Consider the following 21,421-nt stretch of genomic DNA (forward strand, 5'->3'; position numbering starts at 1 on the left):
CTCTGGGGTGAACCAACCGCTTCAACTCGCGCATCCCCTGCATGAACAGGATCATGAAACGCATCACCTTGATGCCGCCGCCCGTACTGCCCGCGCAACAGCCAATAAAGGCGGAGAACATCAGCAGCATGGGCAGGAACGAGGGCCAGTCGGCATAGGTCGTGGTGCTATAGCCGGTGGTGGTACCCAGAGAGACCGCCTGGAAAAGGCCATGGTTGAGCGCCTCTTGCCAGGTGGCGTAGTGTCCGTGGGTCAGCAAGGCGACAAAGCAGATCATCACCAGGGTCGCCTGAATGGCCAGGAACACCTTGAGTTCAGAATCATAGAGGTAGCGCCCGAGCCGAACTGGGCGGTGAGAGAAGACGGTAAAGTGGAGCGCAAAGTTCACGCTGGCCAGCAGCAGGAACACCACGGTAATCAGGTTGATGACCGGACTGTTGAAGAAACCGATGCTGGCATCGTGAGTGGAGAAGCCACCGACCGACAGAGTCGAGAACGAATGGCACACTGCATCGAACAGCGTCATTCCGGCGAGCCAGTAGGCCAGCGCACAGAGTGCGGTGAGCAGCAGATAGATGAACCAGAGCGCCTTGGCCGTTTCGGCGATGCGCGGCGTCACCTTGGTATCCTTCACTGGCCCCGGGATCTCGGCGCGATAGAGCTGCATGCCCCCGATACCCAGCAGTGGCAGAATGGCCACCGCCAGTACGATGATCCCCATCCCCCCCAGCCACTGCAGCAACTGGCGATAGAACAGAAACGCCTTGGGCAGATTATCGAGCCCGGTCAGTACCGTTGCGCCTGTGGTGGTCAGGCCGGAAAAAGATTCGAAGAAGGCCTCCGAGACCGACATGTCCGGCACATCGCTCATGATGAAGGGCACAGCCCCCACACTGCCCAGCACGGTCCAGAACAGCACCACAATCAGAAAGCCCTCTTTCGAGCGCATCTCCTTCTTGTGGTAGCGATTGGGAAACCAGAGCACCACGCCGAGCAGCAGGGCGATCAGAAAAGAGCTGACGAACTCGGCACCACCACCATCCCGATAGCCAAAGGCCACCAGTGCAGGCAACAGCATGGTCGAGCTGAACAGCGCAACCAGCAGGCCAACAATGCGAATAATGCTCAGAATGTGCATTACAGCTCCCTTTCCCCAATTAAAGAGCGATGGATTCTAGCCATCTAAGGGACTGAGGGATACCCGCCCATGAGTCCGGTCGGTCAATTCACGGTCCACCTGAGCCCAAACCGAGGACTCCCACGCCACCTGCAAGGTGACCTGCTGACCGTAATCCGCCGCCAGCAATTCGCCATTATGGCTGCTGATCAGCGACTCGACCGTCCCCATGTCACCGTAATCGCAGTGAATGAGAGAGGGAGTGCGCGGCACCTTGAGCAGGGTGGGCAACTGCTTGAGGGCGGCACCGACACCGCCCCCATAGGCTTTGACCAGTCCACCGGTGCCAAGCTGGATGCCGCCGTAGTAACGCACTACCACGGCGCAGATTTCACCGAGCCCCGAGCCCATCAACTGGGCCAGGATCGGCTTGCCCGCAGTACCGGAAGGTTCGCCGTCATCGCTGAAGCCATAAACCTGACTATCTTGCGGCGCACCCGCCACAAAGGCCCAGCAGTGATGGCGCGCGGCCGGATGTTGGCGTTTGATCTCGTTGACCCACCCCTTGGCCACCTCGACGGTCGGGGTGTGAGCGATCAGGGTAATAAAGCGACTCTTCTTTATCTCTTCGGTCAACTCCAGCGAGGCAGCCGGAATGGAGTACGCTGCAGCCATCAGAGTCCTGCTTGTCTGGTCATGTTTTCCACCCCGTTGGCGTGCAGCACCACGTTGTCTTCGATGCGGATGCCGCCAAACGGCCGCAGTGCCTCCACCTTGTTCCAGTTGACCCTCTTGCCCTGTTCGCCCTGACGCAGCGGCTCCAGCAAACTGTCGATGAAGTAGAGCCCCGGCTCGATGGTGAACACCTGATCCACCTCCATCACCCGGGTGCAGCGCAGATAGGGGAACAGCTCGGGCGCCGCCAGATGGGTGCCGCGCTCATCCTGCATGAAACCGCCCGCATCGTGTACCTGCAAACCGAGGAAGTGGCCGAGGCCGTGAGGGAAGAAGACGTTGGTCACCCCGGTGTTGATCATCTCGTCTACCGACATATCCACCAGCTCGGTCGCTTGCAGCAGGCGCGCCAGCTTATGATGCATCTGCAGGTGCAGCTCGCTATAGCGGCGACCCGGCTTGATCTCCTTGATGATCTCCTGCTGCTGCTCGTCGAGGGCAGCAATCAGATCGGCAAACTCGCCACGACGCCACGCCCAGGTACGGGTGATGTCGGAGGCATAACCGTGAAAATCGACGCCGGCATCGATCAGGAAGGAGTGGCGCTCCGCATCCGGCACCCGCAAGGCAGACAAATGGGTGTAGTGAAGGATGGCCGCGTTGCGGTTGATGGCGACGATATTGCCGTAGGGCGCCTCATTGGCCCCCTGCCCGACCGCCTTCATGTAGGCCAGATTAATCTCGAACTCGCTCGCCCCCGCCATAAAGGAGTCCTTGGCGGCGATATGGCCGCGTACCCCAATCCGGTTCGCCTCACGCAGACACTCCAGCTCATAGGAGGTCTTGTAGGCGCGGTGATAGTGCAGGTAGTTGAGCACCGCCTCGGGATTGGGCTGGGTCAGCCCCAGCAGATCGGCCACTTCCAGATGGCCCCCCAGATAGGCCCACTCCTGCTTGTTGGCAGGTAGATGGTCGGCCACCTGTTCCGGCCGGGTCAGGAAACGGATATCGAAGAACTCGACCCAGAAGGCATTGGGCAGATCCGCCACCTTGTGCCAGAAATCCACCGGGCGGTAGAACAGCAGGATTGGTTTGTTCACCCCGTCCACCAGCAGCCAGCAGTGAGGATTGTCCAGCACCGGCAACCAGGCTTTGAAATGCGGGTTTACCTTGAACGGGTAATCCTGATCATCGAGGAAGATGCGGTGAGTCTGGCCGGAGTGGATGGCCAGTCCGCTGAGCCCCTGTTGTTGCAGAATGTCGCGGGTGCGCTGCTGCAAGGTATCGAGGTGCTGGGCAAAAAGTTGGCTGTAGCTGCTCATGGCGTCCTGCTCCGAGGTGAATGTGATTGCAGCATAACATCAAGCGCTTGGCGGCTCGACCCGTCAAGCTGCCGCTTCGTGAGGTAACGCATACGTTACAAACGTGTTTGTTATCAACACAAAACCAATCATTAACAAATCAAAAACAATTCAATACACTGCCGGTAGATACATGAAGTCAGGGATTACTCATGGACAACCTCTGCCTGTGGCAACCGGATCCGCTCGGGATGCAGCAATCCAACCTCTACCGTTTTATGGCGGAGGTGAACCGTTTCCACGGCTTGCAGTTGCAGAATTACCCGCAGCTTTATCAATGGTCGGTGGAGAAGACCACCCGTTTCTGGCCGCTGGTGTGGCAGCACTGCGGCGTCAAGGGGGAGCTCGGCAACATAGTGGCGGAGAACCGTCAGGATATGCAGCGCACCCGCTGGTTCCCCGATAGCCGCCTCAACTTCGCCGAAAACCTGCTGCGCCGTCAGGACGAGAGCCCGGCCATCATCTCCCGGATCGAAGGTAGCCCAAGCCGCACCCTGAGCTGGGGTGAACTGAGTGATCAGGTTGCCCGGCTGGCTCAGTGGCTGCGTCATCAGGGGATTGGTCGTGGCGATGTGGTCGCCGCCTACCTGCCCAATATTCCGGAAACCGTGGTTGCCATGCTGGCAACCACCAGCATCGGGGCGATCTGGACCTCCACCAGCCCCGACTTTGGCGAGGCCAGCGTGGTAGAGCGCTTCGGCCAGACCCAACCACGAGTGCTGTTTGCGGTGGATGGCTATCGCTACAACGGCAAAGCTATCGACATTCAACAGAAGGTCGCCAGCGTGGTGAGCCAGATCGGCAGCATAGAGCAGACGGTGATGATCCCCCTGCTCGGCAACCCGCTGCAGCTTGGTCACGACTGGCAGCAAGTGCTGGCAAGCCAACACGATGCCCAGCTCACCTTCGAGTCGATGGCCTTTAATGACCCGCTCTATATCCTCTATTCATCCGGCACCACCGGCAAACCCAAGTGCATCGTGCACGGCATCGGCGGCACCCTGCTGCAACACCTGAAAGAACACCAGCTGCACTGCGACATCAAACCGGGGGAGCGAATCTTCTACTTCACCACCTGCGGCTGGATGATGTGGAACTGGCTGGTAAGCGCCCTCGCCTCCGGCGCCACCCTGGTGCTCTATGACGGATCGCCATTTTACCCGGATGGCAACGTGCTGTGGGATCTCGCCCGCGACGAAGAAGTCGTCCTGTTCGGCACTTCGGCCAAGTATCTCGATGCGCTGCACAAGCAGGGTTATGCCCCCATCAAGACCCACGATTTGCCGCACTTGCGGCTGCTCTGCAGCACCGGATCTGTGCTGTCGCCGGAGGGATTTGACTACGTCTACCAGCAGATAAAGCAGGATGTGCAGCTCAGCTCCATCTCCGGCGGCACAGATATCTGCTCCTGCTTCGTCATCGGCAACCCGCTCAGCCCTGTCTATCGCGGCGAGAGTCAGGGGCGCGGCCTCGGTCTCGCGGTGCAGGTATTCAACGAGGCGGGCCAGCCGGTGCAGGGGGAGAAGGGCGAGCTGGTCTGCACCAAGCCGTTCCCGGCTCAGCCCATCTACTTCTGGGGCGACGAGAATGGCGACAAGTACCATGCGGCCTACTTCGAGCGGTTCGACAACATCTGGTGCCACGGCGACTGGATCGAGCTGACCCCGACCGGTGGCATTCTGTTCTACGGCCGCTCCGACGCCACCCTCAACCCGGGCGGCGTGCGCATCGGCACCAGCGAAATTTACCGCTATGTCGAGCAGCTGGACGAGGTGGAGGAGAGCATCGTCATCGGCCAGCAGTGGCAGCAGGACGAGCGGGTGGTGCTGTTCGTCAAGCTCAAAGCGGGCTGCAAGCTGGATGAGCCGCTGCGCGAGCGGATCCGCCAGCAAATAAAGCAGCACTGCACCGCCCGCCACGTGCCCGCCCGCATCCTGCAGGTAGATGCCATCCCACGCACCAAGTCCGGCAAGATCGTCGAACTGGCGGTGCGGGAAGTGGTACACAACCGACCGGTCAACAATACCCATGCCCTCGCCGATCCCGAGGTGCTGAACCAGTATCGCAACCGGCCGGAACTGGCCAGTTGATAACAAACTCACATCCATCCGAGGCGCCACAAGGCGCCTCTCTTTTGCCCGTTTTGTGATGAAGAGCTTTTACTCGAGATCTGTTAAACAAATGTTTTAAATAGGTGTTGAAAATGTCTCCTTTTGGATCAATAGTGAGCCTCGCCCCCTGCTGGGGATTAAGGAGCACCACTCCCCACTGAGTGGGAACAAGGAGACACTCTCATGATCTACCAAGGCGAAACCCTGTCGGTCAGCTACCTCGAAAACGGCATCGCCGAGCTGAGGTTTGATGCCCCGGGTTCAGTCAACAAGCTGGATCGCGCTACCCTGCTCTCCCTGAGCGAAGCGATCGCCGCATTACAACAAGAACGTGAACTAAAAGGTCTGATCCTCACCTCCGGCAAAGACGCCTTTATCGTCGGTGCCGACATTACCGAATTCCTGGAACTGTTCGATTTGCCGCAAGAAGATCTGCTCGGCTGGCTGAAAAAGGCCAACGACATCTTCAACGCCATCGAAGATCTGCCGGTTCCGACCCTCTGTGCCATCAAGGGCCACGCCCTGGGCGGTGGCTGCGAGACCATTCTCTCCACCGACTTCCGTCTGGCTGACACCAGCGCCAAGATTGGCCTGCCCGAGACCAAACTCGGCATCATGCCGGGCTTTGGCGGCACAGTCCGTCTGCCGCGAGTGATCGGCGCCGACAACGCGCTCGAGTGGATCACCACCGGCAAGGATTACCGTGCCGATGACGCCCTCAAGGTGGGCGCCATCGACGCCGTGGTCGCCCCGGACGCACTGCAGAGCGCTGCGCTGCAGATGATCAAGGACGCCATAGCGGGCAAGCTGGACTGGCAGAGCCGTCGCGCAGCCAAGAAAGCGCCGCTGCGCCTCTCCAAACTGGAAGCCATGATGAGCTTCACCACCGCCGCCGGCATGGTTGCCGCCGTGGCGGGCAAACACTATCCGGCGCCGATGACCGCGGTGAAAACCGTCGAAGCCGCCGCAGGTATGGGCCGTGACGAGGCGCTGGTCGTTGAAGCACAGGGCTTTATCAAGCTGGCCAAAACCGACGTGGCCAAGGCACTGGTCGGTATCTTCCTGAACGATCAGCACATCAAGGCGCTGGCCAAGAAGGCGGCCAAGCAGGCTGCTAAGGCCACTGGCCACGCCGCCGTACTGGGTGCCGGCATCATGGGGGGCGGCATCGCCTACCAGTCTGCCAGCAAGGGCATTCCGGCGGTGATGAAAGATATCAACGAGAAGGCGCTGGCACTTGGCATGGGCGAAGCCACCAAGCTGCTCAACGGCCAGCTCGAGAAGGGCCGCATCGACGGCATCAAGATGGGCCAGGTGCTCTCCGCCATCACTCCGACTCTCAGCTATGACAACGTCAAGCATGTGGATGTGGTGGTCGAAGCCGTGGTCGAGAACCCGAAAGTGAAGGCCGCCGTACTGGGCGAAGTGGAAGGGATCATTGGCGAAGACGCAGTGCTCGCCAGCAACACCTCCACCATCCCAATCTCCCTGCTGGCCAAGGGGCTGAAGCGCCCGCAGAACTTCTGCGGTATGCACTTCTTCAACCCGGTGCACCGCATGCCACTGGTGGAGATCATCCGCGGCGAGCAGACCTCCGATGAAACCATCAACCGCGTGGTGGCCTATGCCGCCGCCATGGGCAAGTCCCCGGTGGTGGTCAACGACTGCCCGGGCTTCTTCGTCAACCGCGTGCTGTTCCCCTACTTCTTCGGCTTCAACAAACTGGTTGCCGATGGCGCCGACTTCGCCGCCGTCGACAAGGTGATGGAGAAAGAGTTCGGCTGGCCCATGGGCCCCGCCTACCTGCTGGACGTGGTCGGCATCGACACCGGTCACCATGCCGGTGACGTGATGGCGCAGGGCTTCCCGGCACGCATGAGCAAGGAAGGTCGCACCGCCATCGACGTGATGTACGAAGTGAACCGCTTCGGTCAGAAGAATGGCAAGGGCTTCTACGCCTACGAGCAGGACAAGAAGGGCAAACCGAAGAAGGTGGCTGACGCAGCTAGCTACGAGCTGCTGGCCCCCATCGCCAAGCCGAAACAGGATTTCGACAAGGAAGCCATCATCGCCCGCATGATGATCCCGATGATCAACGAGGTGGTGCTCTGCCTGGAAGAGGGCATTGTTGCCACGCCAGCCGAAGCCGACATCGCACTGGTCTACGGTCTGGGCTTCCCTCCCTTCCGCGGCGGCGTGTTCCGCTATCTGGACACCATTGGTCTGGATCGCTACGTGGCCATGGCCGACCAGTATGCCGACTTGGGCCCGCTCTACCGCGTCAGCGACAAGCTGCGTGAAATGGCAGCCCAAGGCAAAACCTTCTACTGATTGCGGAAAGGAGATCCATTCATGAAAGACGTAGTCATTGTCGACTGTATCCGGACCCCCATGGGCCGGTCCAAGGGCGGCGCCTTCCGCAACGTGCGTGCAGAAGATCTGTCCGCGCACCTGATGAAATCCATCCTGCTGCGCAACCCCAACCTCGACCCGAACGAGATCGAGGATATCTACTGGGGCTGCGTGCAGCAGACCCTGGAGCAGGGCTTCAACATTGCCCGCAACGCCGCGCTGCTGGCCGGTATTCCGAAGCAGGTGGGGGCGGTCACCGTCAACCGCCTGTGCGGCTCCAGTATGCAGGCGCTGCACGACGCCTCCCGCGCCATTCAGGTGGGTGACGGGGATATCTTCATCATCGGCGGCGTTGAGCATATGGGTCACGTGCCGATGAGCCACGGCGTTGACTTCCATCCCGGCATGGCCAAGTCGGTGGCGAAAGCCTCCGGCATGATGGGGCTGACCGCCGAGATGCTCGGCAAGCTGCACGGCATCAGCCGCCAGCAGCAGGACGAGTTTGCCGCCCGCTCCCATCGCCGCGCTCACGCCGCCACCGTGGAAGGGCGTTTTGCCAAGGAGATCGTCGGGCTGGAAGGCCATGACGCCAGCGGCGCGCGCTTCTTCTACGACTACGACGAGGTGATTCGCCCGGAGACCACGGTCGAAACCCTGAGCCAGCTGCGCCCGGTGTTTGACCCGGTCAACGGCACCGTCACCGCCGGCAGCTCCTCGGCGCTGTCAGATGGCGCCGCCGCCATGCTGGTGATGAGCGCGGATCGCGCCAAGGCCCTCGGCCTCACGCCGCGCGCCAAGGTACGTGCCATGGCCATCGCTGGCTGTGACGCCGCCATCATGGGTTACGGCCCGGTGCCGGCCACCCAGAAGGCGCTCAAGCGTGCCGGTCTGACTGTCGGTGATATCGACCTGTTCGAGCTGAACGAGGCGTTTGCCGCCCAGTCCCTGCCCTGCGTGAAGGATCTGGGTCTGCAGGACCTGGTGGACGAGAAGGTGAACCTGAACGGCGGCGCCATTGCGCTGGGCCACCCCCTCGGCTGCTCCGGTGCCCGCATCTCCACCACCCTCATCAATCTGATGGAGGAGAAGGATGCCACCCTGGGGGTTGCCACCATGTGTATCGGTCTGGGTCAGGGTATCGCCACCGTGTTTGAACGGGTGTGATAACCAGCCGGATCGACCGGATGCACTACTGAGAGTTGTCCCTTTTCGGGGCCAGTCTGACTGGCCCCTTTTCAAGTCTGTGACGATCGCCACACGGGGTGCTCGTCAGTGGTCAGAAGCTGTCTGTTGGCCGTCCCGTTTGGGTCGGCCTTTTTTCGTTTTAATCTTATCAATAGGCTGTTATTGCCTTAAACCTCACATTAGATAGGGGGCTTGCTTGCTTTTTACTCCCCCGACAGGTTCAATCTGCACAAAAAAATGGGTGGATGCACATACATATGTCAATGAGCAAACAACTGCTGATCGTCGATGACGACCAAGAGATCCGCGAGCTGCTCAATGAGTACCTGACCCGGGCGGGCTTTCAGGTATTGACGGCGGCGGAGGGCAACGAGATGCGCCAGCAACTCGCCCAGCACAGCCCGGACCTGATTATTCTGGACATCATGATGCCCGGCGAGGACGGTTTTACCCTCTGCCAGCAGATCCGTCGTGACTCCCAGGTGCCCATCATCATGCTGACCGCCGCCTCCGACGAAGCGGATCGGGTGATCGGCCTCGAACTCGGCGCCGACGACTATATCGCCAAGCCGTTCAGCCCCCGCGAACTGCAGGCCCGCATCAAGGCGCTGCTGCGCCGCGCCGAATTCCGCCAGCCGGAAAAAGAGAAAGAGCCGAGCCGCCGTCTGCGTTTTGCCGAGTGGACCCTCGACACCCTGAGCCACCAGCTGACCCATGACGATGGCAGCCTGCTGGACCTCTCCGGCAGCGACGCCATGCTGCTCGGCATGTTCCTGCAACAGCCCGGCGTGGTGCTGGATCGGGACACCATCTCGGATGCCACCCGCGGCCGCGAAAGTCTGCCGATGGAGCGTGGCATCGACGTACAGATCAGCCGTCTGCGCCAGAAGCTGGGCGATAACGGCAAGAGCCCGCGTATTATCAAGACCATTCGCGGCAGTGGCTACATGCTGATTGCCGAGGTGCACGAGCTGCCATGAGCAACAAGTGGTCCTGGGGGGCGCTGGTGCCCCGCTCCCTGTTGTCACGGATGATCCTGCTGCTGTTGCTGGCCATCCTGCTCTCCCAGACCATTCTGACCGGCATCTGGATGCAGCAGATCCAGAAGCGGGAGCTGGAGGGGATGCTCAGCACCACCCGCAACCTCGCCATGTCTGCCGCTTCCACCGTCAACTTCTTCAAATCCCTGCCGCTGCAGTATCGCCATATCGCGCTGGACCAGCTGCGCAACATGGGGGGCAGCCGCTTCTTCGTCTCGCTCAACGAGGAAGAGATCCACATCAACGCCATCCCCGACAGCGAACGCAAGACGCAGGTGCTGGAGGAGGTTCAGGGAGTGCTGACCCGCAAGCTCTCCGACGCCATGGCGATCAAGGTGGACTTCTCCCGACCCGATGACCTCCACGTCTTCAACAACGACACCCTGCTGGCGGATCTCCCCTCCTCCTGGGCCCGCTACACCCTGTCGCTGGAGCCGCTCAATCCACCGGTACTGGTGACCCAGATCGAGATTGAAAAGGGGGAGTGGCTCTATCTGGCGGCCCTGCTGCCCGCCCCCTACATGACCCTCGACGATACCGTGATGCCGAGCAACCAGGTGCGCTTCATCGCCCTGATGACGGTGTTCCTCTGCTTCTTCACCTTTATGCTGGTGCGCTGGCAGACCCGGCCGCTGCGCCGTCTCGCCAAGGCGGCGGTGAATCTGGGCAAGGATATTGATCAGCCTTCGCTCAAGGAGGAAGGAGCGTCGGAAATCGTGGCGGCGACCCGCGCCTTCAACATCATGCAGCACCGCATTCGTCGCTATATCGATGATAGAGAGCGACTGTTCAGCTCCATCTCCCACGACCTCAAGACCCCCATCACCCGGCTGCGGCTGCGGGTCGAACTGCTCGACGACGAGGTGCAAATCGCCAAGTTCAACAAGGATCTCGACGAACTGGAGCTGATGGTGAAAGGGGCGCTGCAGACGGTCAAAGAGACCGACATTCACGAGAATATCGAGGAGATCGACATCAACGCCCTGCTTGAGCAGATGGCGGAGTCGATGAACCTGCACGACGAGCGGCTGACCATCGAAGGCCACTGCAAGTGGCCCTACCGCGGCAAGCTGCTGGCGCTCAAGCGCTGCATCGGCAATCTGGTAGACAACGGCATCAAGTACGGCCAGAAGGTGCGCATCATCATCATGGATGACGAAGAGATGCTGATCCTCTTTATCATGGATGAGGGCCCCGGCCTGCCGGACGATCAGTTCGAGCGTATCTTTGAACCCTACTACCGGCTCAGCACGGATCAGGCCGGCACCGGCCTCGGTCTTGGCATCGCCCGCAACATTGCCCACGCCCACGGCGGCGATCTGGTGCTGGAAAATCGTCCGCAAGGTGGCCTGCAGGCCACGCTCTCCCTACCAAGGCAGTAACCTTATGAAGTGGTTGTCTTTTTCTGTCATCGCCCTGCTCTCTGCTCCCGTTGCCGCCTCCCAGGTGGAAGTGCTGCACTGGTGGACGTCCGGCGGCGAAGCGAAAGCGGTCGAAGTGCTCAAATCCGAGTGGACCAAACAGGGCAACCAGTGGAACGACTTTGCAGTGCAGGGCGGCGGCGGCAAGAGCGCCATGACGGTATTGAAGAGCCGGGCACTGGCGGCCAACCCGCCCGAAGCGGCCCACCTCAAGGGCTATGAGCTCAAGGAGTGGGCCGGGCTCGGCTTCCTGCGCGATCTCACCCCCATGGCCGAACACCTCGGCTGGTACAGTCAGATGCCGCCCATGGTGCGGGCCACCCTCAGCCAGAATGGCGCCCTGATGGCGGTGCCCACCGGCATCCACCGGGTCAACTGGCTGTGGCTCAACCGCAAGATCTTCGAGCGCAACAAGCTGGCTCCGCCCACCGACTGGGCCCAGTTTGTCACCGTCGCCGACCAGCTTAAAAAACGGGGCATCACCCCGCTCGCCATCGGCAACGAGCCCTGGCAGCTGGCGGTACTGTTTGAAACAGTGGCGCTCGGTGAGGGAGGAAAAGAATTCTATCGCAAGGCGTTCCTCGAGCAGGACAGCGCCACCCTGACCGGCCCCGACATGGTGCGAGTGCTGACCCGTTTCCAGCAGCTGCGCGCCTATGTGCCGCAAAAATACGCCGGTCTGAAGTGGCATCAGGCCACCAATCTGCTGGAGAGCGGTGGCGCCGCCATGCAGGTGATGGGCGATTGGGTGAAGGGTGAACTGAGTGCCGGTAACTACCGACCGGGTGAGGATATCGCCTGTCTGCCGAGCCCGGGCAGCGCCGGACTGTTCAGCTACAACCTCGACTCCATCGCCATGTTCAAACAGCGGGATCCGGCCCAGCTGCAGGCGCAGGGGGATCTGGCCCAGCTGCTGATGACGCCGCAATTTCAGGAAGAGTTCAATCGGGTGAAGGGGTCGATCCCGGCACTGACCAATCCCGACATGAGCAAGTTCGACCGCTGCGCTGTCCGCTCCTATCAGGATTTCCTGCTGGCGGAAAAGCAGGACAACCTGCTGCCCAGCATGGCGGAAGGGATGGCGACGCCGACCAATATGCGGCAGGCGATCCTCGATGTGCTGAGCAACTTCTTCAACGATCCCAAGGCCAACCCGGAGCAGACGGCGCTGCATCTGGAGCGGGCCATGCGCTCGACCCGCTGATCCGGGCACATTGCCAAACGGCAGAAATGAGAAAGGCGGAATTGCTCCGCCTTTGTTGTTGAATCGTCATCCGATTCAGGATTGATCGTTCTCGTCCTCATCCTCGTCATAGTAATCGCTGAGCTCGATCCAGAGCCCCAACCCGACCATCACCATGGAGCCGAACCAGGTACCGGTATTCCCGATCGGGCTGCCCATCACTATCATGGCGAAGGACAAGAACCCCATGCCTGCATAGGCTTGTAATCTGCCGTAGGAGACCTGCATATTCACCTCCTTGTTGAATATGGTTCAATTTTTATATTACTCGTCCGGCGCAAGCTGGATAGGGCAGAATAACATTTCGGTTACATATGCTGGTTGATGGGGCGTTTGTTTGATTATTTTTTAGCCATGAGTATCATTGGCAGCCGAATAGGTTGAAGGTTGATAATAGATGAGTGATTTATTCTGCGGCGCAACCCACGAGTTGGACGCAATCGGGCTTCGTTGCCCGGAACCCGTTATGATGGTTCGCAAAAAAGTGCGGCTGATGGCGGATGGCGAGACCCTGCTGGTCAGTGCCGACGATCCTTCAACCACCCGCGACATCCCCAGTTTCTGCCGCTTTATGGATCACACCCTGGTCGCCAGCGAGACAGAGCAGGCCCCCTACCGCTATCTGATCCGCAAGGGTCAATAAGCCCCCGTACCGGAGCACTCCATGACAACCATTACCCGAATCGGCACCACCCAGCGTTGGTCAGACGTGGTCATCCACAATGGCACCCTCTACGTGGTGGAAGTGCCCGTCAGCGAAGAGGCCGACATCCACCAGCAGACCCGCGAAGTACTTGAGAGCCTGCAACGCCTGCTGGAAGCCAACGGCTCCGGCGTCGACAAGATCCTGATGGCCAATATCTATCTGAAAGACATTCAGGACATCGCCGCCTTCAACGAGCAGTGGGATGCCTGGATCCCGGCTGGCACCGCACCTGTGCGCGCCTGCGTACAGGCCCGTCTGGCCCACGAAGGCTACAAGGTCGAAGTACAGCTGACAGCGGCTGTCTAAGAGGCGCTTATCCCCGCCCCTTCGCCCACGAGGGGAGAAGGGAGCAAACAACAAGGCGTCATTGCTCGCCACGGCGCCAATAGAAAGGCCCCGCCATCACTGGCGGGGCCTTTTCGTTACCGAAACCTGAGCGACTTAGGCGGTCGGGGTCAGGGTAATGGTCACGCGGCGGTTCTGGGCTTTGCCAGCGGCGGTGCTGTTGGTAGCAACCGGCTGATCCGGGCCTACGCCGGTGGTGGAGATGCGGCTGCCTGCTACGCCCTGACCAATCAGCTGGGCGGCAACGGCATCGGCACGATCGCGGGAGAGCTTCATGTTCAGCTCGCGGGAACCTGTGCTGTCGGTGTGACCGACCACGTTCAGGCGGGTCTTGTCGAACTCGGCAACGACCATGGCCACGCCGGAGAGGGTGTTGGCACCGGCCGCTTTCAGCTGGGAGCTGGAGCTGTCGAAGGTGACGTTGTTCGGCATGTTGAGGATCAGCTCATTGCCATTACGGGTCACGCTGACGCCAGTGCCTTGCAGCTTCTCGCGCAGCTTGGCTTCCTGCACGTCCATGTAGTAGCCGATACCGCCACCCAGCGCCGCGCCAGCAGCAACGCCGGTCAGGATGCCCTTCTTGCGGTCACCCTTGCTGGAGGAGAGCGCACCTACGGCCGCACCGGCAGCGGCGCCAGCCAGCGCGCCCCAGGCACCTTTGGAGGTCTGGGATTCACCTGTGTAGGGGTTGGTGGTACAGCCGCTCAGGGCAACGGTCAGTGCCAGAGCAGGCACCAGGATCTTGGCTCGCATGAAAAAACCTCTGTGAAAACAATCCGGCACCATGCCGGGGGCCGGATTGTAACGCGCTGGCACGCCATTGTCTGACGCAAGCCTGAACAGATGGCGAGAGTGGTGTTTTTTTGGCCAATCGGCGGGTGGTCAGCGCGGTAACTGACACTCGGCGTGGCAAGGACAGCTGACCAGATGATCGTTCACCATTCCCACCGCCTGCATAAAGGCGTAACAGATGGTGCTGCCGACGAAGTTGAAGCCGAGCTTCTTGAGCGCTTTCGACATGGCATCCGACTCCGGCGAGGTCGCCGGAATATCGCCGTTGCCCTGCCGCTGGTTGACGATGGGGGCGCTGCCAACAAAGCCCCACAGGTAGTCGGCGAAGTCGATCCCCTGCTCCTGCAACGCCAGATAAGCGCGGGCATTTCTGATGATCGACTGCACCTTGAGCCGGTTGCGGATGATGCCAGTGTCCTGCATCAACCGCTCCACATCCTGCTCGTCGAACCGGGCAATCTGCACCGGATCAAAGTCGGCATAGGCGCGATGGTAGCTCTCGGTGCGCTTGAGGATGGTGATCCACGACAGCCCCGCCTGCTGGCCGTCGAGGCAGAGCTTGGCAAACAGCTCGCGCGAGTCATAGACCGGCCTGCCCCATTGTTTGTCATGGTATTCGATGTATTCCGGGTCCTTGGTCACCCAGGCGCAGCGCAGTTCCATTTCCTCTCCCTCGTTATTTCAGCAGTTTGCCCAACCCTGCCCACTCCGCAGGCGGCACTGCTCACATCATATACCGGACATCCCGCCCGACCAGCCAGAGCGCAGCACCATCCCGCGAATCCGCTGCAATTTCGCCTATTATCCGACCATGCCAGACGGTATACTCCCTCGGTTCACATTCAGCAAATCTTGCTCTGATTTTCACTTCGCGCGAAAAAAATTATGCAAAAATTCGATGTCAAAACCTTTCAGGGCCTGATCCTGCAGCTGCAGGACTATTGGTCCCGCCAGGGCTGTACCATCATTCAGCCGCTGGATATGGAAGTGGGTGCCGGTACATCCCACCCCATGACCTGTCTGCGTGCCCTGGGCCCGGAGCCCATCGCCTGCGCCTACGTGCAACCGTCCCGCCGTCCGACCGACGGCCGCTACGGTGAAAACCCGAACCGCCTGCAGCACTACTACCAGTTCCAGGTGATCATCAAGCCTTCCCCCGACAACATTCAGGAACTTTATCTGGGCTCCCTGAAAGAGCTGGGCATGGATCCTGAAATCCACGACATCCGCTTCGTGGAAGACAACTGGGAAAACCCGACTCTGGGTGCCTGGGGTCTGGGTTGGGAAGTGTGGCTGAACGGCATGGAAGTGACCCAGTTCACCTACTTCCAGCAGGTTGGCGGCCTCGAGTGCAAGCCGGTCACCGGCGAGATCACCTACGGTCTCGAGCGTCTGGCCATGTACATTCAGGGCGTGGACAGCGTCTACGATCTGGTCTGGTCTGACGGCCCGCTGGGCAAGACCACCTACGGCGACGTGTTCCACCAGAACGAAGTGGAGCAATCCACCTACAACTTCGAACACGCCGATGTGGAGTTCCTGTTCCACTGCTTCGAGCAGTACGAGAAGGAAGCCCAGAACCTGCTGGCACTGGAAAAACCGCTGCCGCTGCCTGCCTACGAGCGCATCCTCAAAGCCGCTCACTCCTTCAACCTGCTGGATGCCCGCAAGGCCATCTCGGTCACCGAGCGTCAGCGCTACATCCTGCGCATTCGCACCCTGACCAAGGCCGTGGCAGAGGCATACTACGCCTCCCGCGAAGCGCTGGGCTTCCCTATGTGTCAGCGCAGTGAGAACAAGCAAGGTTAAGGAACGGACATGGCACAACATACATTTCTGGTAGAGATCGGTACTGCTGAGCTGCCGCCCAAAGCCTTGCGCTCCCTGGCCGAAGCCTTTGCCGACAACTTCAAAGCCGAACTGACCAAGGCCGATCTGGCCTTCGGCGACGTCGAGTGGTTTGCCTCACCGCGCCGTCTGGCGCTGAAGGTGAGCGAGCTGGCCGGCGAACAGCCGAGCAAGAGCGTCGAGAAGCGCGGCCCGGCCGTGGCGCAGGCGTTCGATGCCGAAGGCAAGCCGACCAAGGCTGCCGAAGGCTGGGCCCGTGGCAACGGCATCACCGTTGAGCAGGCCGAGCGTCTGGTCACCGACAAAGGCGAGTGGCTGGTTCACACCGCCAAGGTCGAAGGCCGTCCGGCCGTCGATCTGCTGGGCGAACTGGTCGCCTCCGCACTGGCCAAACTGCCCATCCCGAAAATGATGCGCTGGGGCGACAAGACCATCCAGTTCGTGCGTCCGGTCTTCACCGTGACCCTGCTGCTGGATGGCGAGCTGGTTCCCGCTCACATTCTGGGTATCGACTCTGCTCGCACCCTTCGCGGCCACCGCTTTATGGGCGAGAGCGAGTTCACCATCGACAACGCCAGCCAGTACCCGCAAATCCTGCAGGAGCGCGGCATGGTGATTGCCGACTTTATGGCGCGCAAGGCCAAGATCAAGGCTGACGTCGAAGCGGCCGCTGCCGCTTTCGGTGGCGTAGCCGATCTGGACGACGCCCTGCTGGAAGAGGTCACCGCACTGGTCGAGTGGCCTGTGGTGCTGACCGCCAACTTCGAAGAGAAGTTCCTGGCCGTTCCGGCTGAAGCGCTGGTTCACACCATGAAGGGTGACCAGAAGTACTTCCCGGTCTACGACAAGAACGGCAAGCTGCTGCCGAAGTTCATCTTCGTCACCAACATCGAGTCCAAAGACCCGAGCCAGATCATCAGCGGCAACGAGAAGGTGGTTCGCCCCCGTCTCTCAGACGCCGAGTTCTTCTTCAAGACCGACCTCAAGCAGACCCTGGCCTCCCGCCTGCCGCGCCTTGAAACCGTGCTGTTCCAGCAACAGCTGGGCACCGTCAAGGCCAAGGTCGAGCGCATCGAGACCGTCGCCGGCTTTATCGCCGAGCGTATCGGCGCCGATGTGGCTCAGGCCAAGCGTGCCGGTCTGCTCTCCAAATGTGACCTGATGACCAACATGGTCGGCGAGTTCACCGACACCCAGGGTGTCATGGGGATGCACTACGCCCGTCACGATGGCGAAGACGAAGCGGTGGCCGTGGCCCTCAACGAGCAGTACATGCCGCGCTTTGCCGGTGATGCCCTGCCGTCCGGTCTGGTTGCCTGCGCCGTCGCGCTGGCCGACAAGCTCGACACCCTGGCCGGTATCTTCGGCATCGGCATGCTGCCGAAAGGTGACAAGGACCCGTTCGCCCTGCGTCGCGCCGCCATCGGTGCCCTGCGCATCATGACCGAGAAGCAGCTGGACTTGGATCTGGTTGAACTGGTTGAAGAAGCGGTACGCGTCTACGGCGACAAGCTGACCAACAAAACCGTCGTTACCGACGTGGTCGACTTTATGCTGGGCCGCTTCCGCGCCGCCTATCAGGACGAAGGCATCGGTGCCGACGTGGTGCTGGCCGTACTGGCCCGCCGCCCGACCCGTCCGCTCGACTTCGATCGTCGCGTCAAGGCCGTCAGCCACTTCCGCACGCTGGATGCCGCCCTGGCACTGGCTGCTGCCAACAAGCGCGTGAGCAACATTCTGGCCAAGGTCGAAGGCGAATTGCTGACTGCCGTCAAACCGGAACTGCTGGTCGATGCCGCCGAGAAGGCGCTGGCTACCCAGGTTGCCGAACTGCAAGCCGAACTGGCCCCGCTGTTCGCTGCCGGTGACTATCAGGCTGCCCTCACCCGTCTGGCCGCCCTGCGCGAGCCGGTCGATACCTTCTTCAACGAAGTGATGGTGATGGCCGACGACGAAGCCCTCAAGGCCAACCGTCTGGCACTGCTGAACAACCTGCGCAACCTGTTCCTGCAAGTAGCGGATATCTCCCTGCTGCAGTGATTGAGGTTTGTTGGCTAGATCAAAAACGGCGCCGAAAGGCGCCGTTTTTATTGTTTTAAGCCCTTGATAGTGTATAAAAATATTACTTTTTAATCACACTTGGACTTAGTAATGAAACTCAAGCCTGATTCTATAGCGATACCACCAGAAGATCCCTGTAGGTTTGACAGGGTTGATCTAAAGGAAAGTATTCATAATATATCTACTCTTCTGCAAAAAATATCCACCCCTATGACTTTTTCAATAAACTCTCCTTGGGGTACAGGAAAAACCACATTTATTAAAATGCTGCGTGCTGAGCTAGAACTAGCAAAATATAATACTGTTTTATTTAGTGCATGGCATACTGACTTTGCTGGCGACCCATTATTGGCCTTTCTTGGTGAAATAGACAGTCAACTATATAATGGTTCAACAACTCAAAATCACGCCTGGAATATAGCTAAAAACGCAGGTGAAATTTTAATAAAAAGAGGAATCCCTACATTATTAAAAATTTCTACTATGGGTATTCTGGATACACAAGAATTTGTCGAAGAATCCATAGGTGAGTTTGCTAAGGAAGCATCTTCCAGCGCTATAGAAAAATATGAGAGTGACAAGAAACATACTGAAACATTCAAAATCAATCTTTCTAAATCAATTCAATCTAGCTATAAAGGAAAATTATTCATATTTATAGATGAGCTTGATCGGTGTCGACCAACGTATGCAATTGAACTACTTGAAAGAATTAAACATCTATTTGATATAGAAGGATTGGTCTTTGTTATTGCTATGGATAAAAATCAATTATCACACAGTGTAAAATCAATTTATGGCGATGGTTTTGAGTCGCTAGGCTACCTTAAGAGATTCATTGATATTGAGTATCAGCTCCCTAAACCTAACATACAGAAATTCATTGAAAATTTATATAAGAAGCTAGAGTTAAATCAATATTTTGAAGCTAGAGGAAATAAAGCTGACTCAGACTATGAATGGAAGAGCCTGTCAGAGACTACTCAATGTATTGCCGAGATAAAAAACTTATCATTAAGAGATATAGAGCAGTTATTTTCAAAGGTCAGTTTGGTACTACATTTAACCCCACCAGGTTATTATTTATATCCATCATTGATGGCTTTTTTATTATCCGTTCATGAGTACTACCATAATGCATACGAGATTTCATTGACAGATGGAAAACACCCCAAAAGCCTAATAGGCACCCTGTATTCTATAATACCGACACATGATAGGTTGAATAAATATAGGAACTTGTGTGCGCTAATAGAAGCTCATCTTTTGAACTCCTATATAAATGATGAGTCGACATCATTAAAAAACCGCTCGGAATTAATAAAGGAACATGAGAAAATAATTCAAGAAAGAAACGACGAGGAAAAGATATACTCAGAAAGAGTAATGAGAATATATAGTTCATTAGATGACAACATAAGCTTAAAATATATAACACAGAAAATTGAGCTGTTAAAATCATTTGAACTGTAAATTACTTTCCAAGTACTCATACAATTCGTAGGTGCGATTAACCGTCAGGCGTAATCGGACGTTCGCGTAAATGGATTATTCCGTCATAACGGCCAGCCGAATTCCCCCCTCCAGCTGGCCGCTCCTGTTTCACGGCAACAGCCGTAATCAAAGCCTCTCGATCGTTCGATTACGCTGCGCTAATCGAACCTACAGGGGGGTGATCAGCTGTTATCATTTGAGACAGTGCTCAGCGCCGCCACGCCCAAGAGGAAAGTCATGGATATACCTGCCGCCCCGTCCCCCGCCATCTGCCAGCTGTGTCAGGAGAAAGCAGATCTCGACTTCGACTTCACCATGGCCTTTCAGCCCATCGTCGATTGCAGCCAGCGCACCATCTTCGGCTACGAGGCGCTGGTACGGGGGATCAACAACGAGCCGGCGCAGAGCGTGATTGCCCGGGTCAACGACGACAACCGCTACCGCTTCGATCAGCTGTGCCGGATCAAGGCCATCGCGCTGGCCGCCCGGCTCGGGATGAAGGGGATGCTGAGCATCAATTTTCTGCCCAACGCGGTCTACCGCCCGGAGCGCTGCATCCGCACCACCCTGCAGGCGGCCCGCGAGCACCACTTCCCCATCGAGCAGATCATGTTCGAGCTGACCGAGGTGGAGCAGGTGCAGGATAGCCAGCATCTTCGCGGTATCGTCGATCACTATCAGGCCCTCGGCTTCAAGACGGCAATCGATGACTTTGGCGCCGGTTACTCGGGCCTCAACCTGCTGGCCGATTTTCACCCCAACATCGTTAAGCTCGATATGCACCTGCTGCGCGGCATCGACCAGGACCCGACCCGGCAAGCCATAGTGCGCCACTGTCTGGCGCTGTTTGCCGAGTTGCAGATCACCCCGCTGGCAGAGGGGATCGAGACCCGCGAAGAGATGGCCTGTCTGCGGGAGATGGGCGTCAGCCTGATGCAGGGCTATCTGTTTGCCCGCCCTGGCTTTGAAACCCTGCCCGAGGTGGATTTCGCCAGCCTGTAAGCCATATCAACCGCGGCTGCGCAAACATCCGGCTCCATTGAGCTGGACGACAAGCGCTTTAGCCAGCACCACTGCTATGATGCTGGCACCTGTTCATCAACGACCGAGATATCATGAAACGCAAAACCATGGCCCTGCTGCTGGGCACCCATCTGCTGGTCGCGGCGGCAGGCTTTGCCGCCGGTGTCTATACCCTGCCGATCCTGATCGCGCCACCCGCACCTGATACCGAGCAGGTAGCGGCCAGCCAGCAGCAAGCGAGATTCCACGGCACCTTTCGCCGGGATCTGAAAGACAGCGATCGGCTGCACTGGGGGGAAGGCAAGGTGAGCATAGGGCCGGATGCCGTCAGCCTGATGGGCAAGCTGGCCCCCGGGCCGGACTACCAGCTCTACCTCTCCCCCGAGTTTGTCGAGACCGAAGCCGATTTTGCCCGCCTCAAGGATCAGATGGTGCGAGTAGGGGCGGTGAAGACCTTCGACAACTTTATCGTGCCGCTGCCCGCCACGATCGATCCGGCCCGCTACAGCAGCGTGATCGTCTGGTGTGAAACCTTCGGCCAGTTCATCACCGCCGCCCGTTATCAGGATCTGCGTCCGGAGCAGTAACCTCGCCCCTGACCCGCACCATGAAAAAGGGCTGACATCACTGTCAGCCCTTTGGCTATC

General features: G+C 58.8%; 19 protein-coding genes (1 of these 19 cut by a window edge). 13 read left to right on the forward strand and 6 right to left on the reverse strand.

Annotation, left to right across the window (positions count from 1 at the left end):
- The 3 genes in view from ACTG1K_RS02375 to pepQ are tightly spaced (at most 36 nt apart) and all read right to left on the reverse strand, a layout consistent with a single transcriptional unit that may run on beyond the window.
- On the reverse strand, positions 1-1,138 hold the 5' portion of the coding sequence (locus ACTG1K_RS02375) for a TrkH family potassium uptake protein (protein ID WP_167558420.1). 320 nt of this gene lie to the left of the window's left edge; 1,138 of the gene's 1,458 nt are visible here — the first part of the coding sequence; the start codon lies at positions 1,136-1,138; its stop codon lies beyond the left edge, outside the window.
- 36 nt (positions 1,139-1,174) lie between these two features.
- Positions 1,175-1,792, reverse strand: coding sequence for a YigZ family protein (locus tag ACTG1K_RS02380; protein WP_139746858.1), 618 nt, complete (start codon positions 1,790-1,792; stop codon positions 1,175-1,177).
- Positions 1,792-3,114, reverse strand: coding sequence for a Xaa-Pro dipeptidase (gene pepQ / locus ACTG1K_RS02385; RefSeq protein ID WP_139746859.1), 1,323 nt, complete (start codon positions 3,112-3,114; stop codon positions 1,792-1,794). The genes ACTG1K_RS02380 and pepQ overlap by 1 nt, the downstream gene beginning before the upstream one ends.
- Before the next feature lie 191 nt (positions 3,115-3,305).
- Between pepQ and ACTG1K_RS02390 the strand changes: the two genes are divergently transcribed.
- The 6 genes from ACTG1K_RS02390 to ACTG1K_RS02415 all read left to right on the forward strand — a co-directional run bounded on the left by ACTG1K_RS02390 (position 3,306) and on the right by ACTG1K_RS02415 (position 12,466).
- Positions 3,306-5,243: an acetoacetate--CoA ligase gene (locus ACTG1K_RS02390; protein WP_440004768.1), complete on the forward strand. Its 1,938-nt coding sequence runs from the start codon at positions 3,306-3,308 to the stop codon at positions 5,241-5,243.
- Between the two features lie 204 nt (positions 5,244-5,447).
- Positions 5,448-7,595 carry a fatty acid oxidation complex subunit alpha FadB gene (fadB, locus tag ACTG1K_RS02395; RefSeq protein WP_425857313.1) on the forward strand — a complete coding sequence of 716 codons (2,148 nt, stop codon included), beginning with the start codon at positions 5,448-5,450 and terminating at the stop codon, positions 7,593-7,595.
- 21 nt (positions 7,596-7,616) lie between these two features.
- Complete coding sequence (gene fadA, locus ACTG1K_RS02400) at positions 7,617-8,780, forward strand: acetyl-CoA C-acyltransferase FadA (RefSeq protein ID WP_005342451.1); 1,164 nt, start codon at positions 7,617-7,619, stop codon at positions 8,778-8,780.
- Positions 8,781-9,058: 278 nt separating this feature from the next.
- Entirely contained in the window at positions 9,059-9,781 is a 723-nt protein-coding gene (locus ACTG1K_RS02405; protein ID WP_005339475.1) for a response regulator, read from the forward strand.
- Positions 9,778-11,223 (forward strand): ATP-binding protein, encoded by a 1,446-nt coding sequence (locus tag ACTG1K_RS02410; RefSeq protein ID WP_005357365.1) that lies wholly within the window; start codon positions 9,778-9,780, stop codon positions 11,221-11,223. Before ACTG1K_RS02405 ends, ACTG1K_RS02410 begins: the two co-directional genes overlap by 4 nt.
- A gap of 4 nt (positions 11,224-11,227) precedes the next feature.
- Entirely contained in the window at positions 11,228-12,466 is a 1,239-nt protein-coding gene (locus ACTG1K_RS02415) for an ABC transporter substrate-binding protein (protein ID WP_279465522.1), read from the forward strand.
- Between the two features lie 75 nt (positions 12,467-12,541).
- On the opposite strand, the gene ACTG1K_RS02420 is transcribed toward ACTG1K_RS02415, so the two are convergent.
- Complete coding sequence (locus ACTG1K_RS02420) at positions 12,542-12,733, reverse strand: hypothetical protein (RefSeq protein WP_005339471.1); 192 nt, start codon at positions 12,731-12,733, stop codon at positions 12,542-12,544.
- 169 nt (positions 12,734-12,902) lie between these two features.
- Between ACTG1K_RS02420 and tusA the strand changes: the two genes are divergently transcribed.
- Together tusA and ACTG1K_RS02430 are read left to right on the forward strand one after the other, a co-directional pair.
- Positions 12,903-13,148 carry a sulfurtransferase TusA gene (gene tusA / locus ACTG1K_RS02425; protein ID WP_005339470.1) on the forward strand — a complete coding sequence of 82 codons (246 nt, stop codon included), beginning with the start codon at positions 12,903-12,905 and terminating at the stop codon, positions 13,146-13,148.
- A 21-nt stretch (positions 13,149-13,169) separates the two neighbouring features.
- Positions 13,170-13,517, forward strand: a complete 348-nt coding sequence (locus ACTG1K_RS02430) for a RidA family protein (RefSeq protein ID WP_019446300.1) — start codon at positions 13,170-13,172, stop codon at positions 13,515-13,517.
- A gap of 135 nt (positions 13,518-13,652) precedes the next feature.
- Here the strand turns inward: ACTG1K_RS02430 and ACTG1K_RS02435 are convergent, their stop codons facing one another.
- Positions 13,653-14,309 (reverse strand): OmpA family lipoprotein, encoded by a 657-nt coding sequence (locus ACTG1K_RS02435; protein ID WP_042054666.1) that lies wholly within the window; start codon positions 14,307-14,309, stop codon positions 13,653-13,655.
- 129 nt (positions 14,310-14,438) lie between these two features.
- Positions 14,439-15,011 (reverse strand): DNA-3-methyladenine glycosylase I, encoded by a 573-nt coding sequence (locus tag ACTG1K_RS02440; protein ID WP_440004769.1) that lies wholly within the window; start codon positions 15,009-15,011, stop codon positions 14,439-14,441.
- A gap of 222 nt (positions 15,012-15,233) precedes the next feature.
- Between ACTG1K_RS02440 and glyQ the strand changes: the two genes are divergently transcribed.
- The 5 genes from glyQ (at position 15,234) to ACTG1K_RS02465 (ending at position 21,361) form a co-directional block, all read left to right on the forward strand.
- Complete coding sequence (gene glyQ / locus ACTG1K_RS02445) at positions 15,234-16,157, forward strand: glycine--tRNA ligase subunit alpha (RefSeq protein WP_005339464.1); 924 nt, start codon at positions 15,234-15,236, stop codon at positions 16,155-16,157.
- 9 nt (positions 16,158-16,166) lie between these two features.
- Positions 16,167-18,236 (forward strand): glycine--tRNA ligase subunit beta, encoded by a 2,070-nt coding sequence (gene glyS, locus ACTG1K_RS02450; RefSeq protein WP_440004770.1) that lies wholly within the window; start codon positions 16,167-16,169, stop codon positions 18,234-18,236.
- Between the two features lie 111 nt (positions 18,237-18,347).
- Complete coding sequence (locus tag ACTG1K_RS02455) at positions 18,348-19,730, forward strand: KAP family P-loop NTPase fold protein (RefSeq protein WP_304520356.1); 1,383 nt, start codon at positions 18,348-18,350, stop codon at positions 19,728-19,730.
- 258 nt (positions 19,731-19,988) lie between these two features.
- A complete protein-coding gene (locus ACTG1K_RS02460) occupies positions 19,989-20,753 on the forward strand; it encodes an EAL domain-containing protein (protein WP_425857304.1) in 765 nt (254 codons plus the stop codon).
- A gap of 113 nt (positions 20,754-20,866) precedes the next feature.
- Positions 20,867-21,361 (forward strand): DM13 domain-containing protein, encoded by a 495-nt coding sequence (locus ACTG1K_RS02465; RefSeq protein ID WP_374861421.1) that lies wholly within the window; start codon positions 20,867-20,869, stop codon positions 21,359-21,361.
- Positions 21,362-21,421: the final 60 nt, after the last annotated feature.

Source organism: Aeromonas sp. 102P, from assembly GCF_051920345.1.
GTDB lineage: Bacteria > Pseudomonadota > Gammaproteobacteria > Enterobacterales > Aeromonadaceae > Aeromonas > Aeromonas veronii.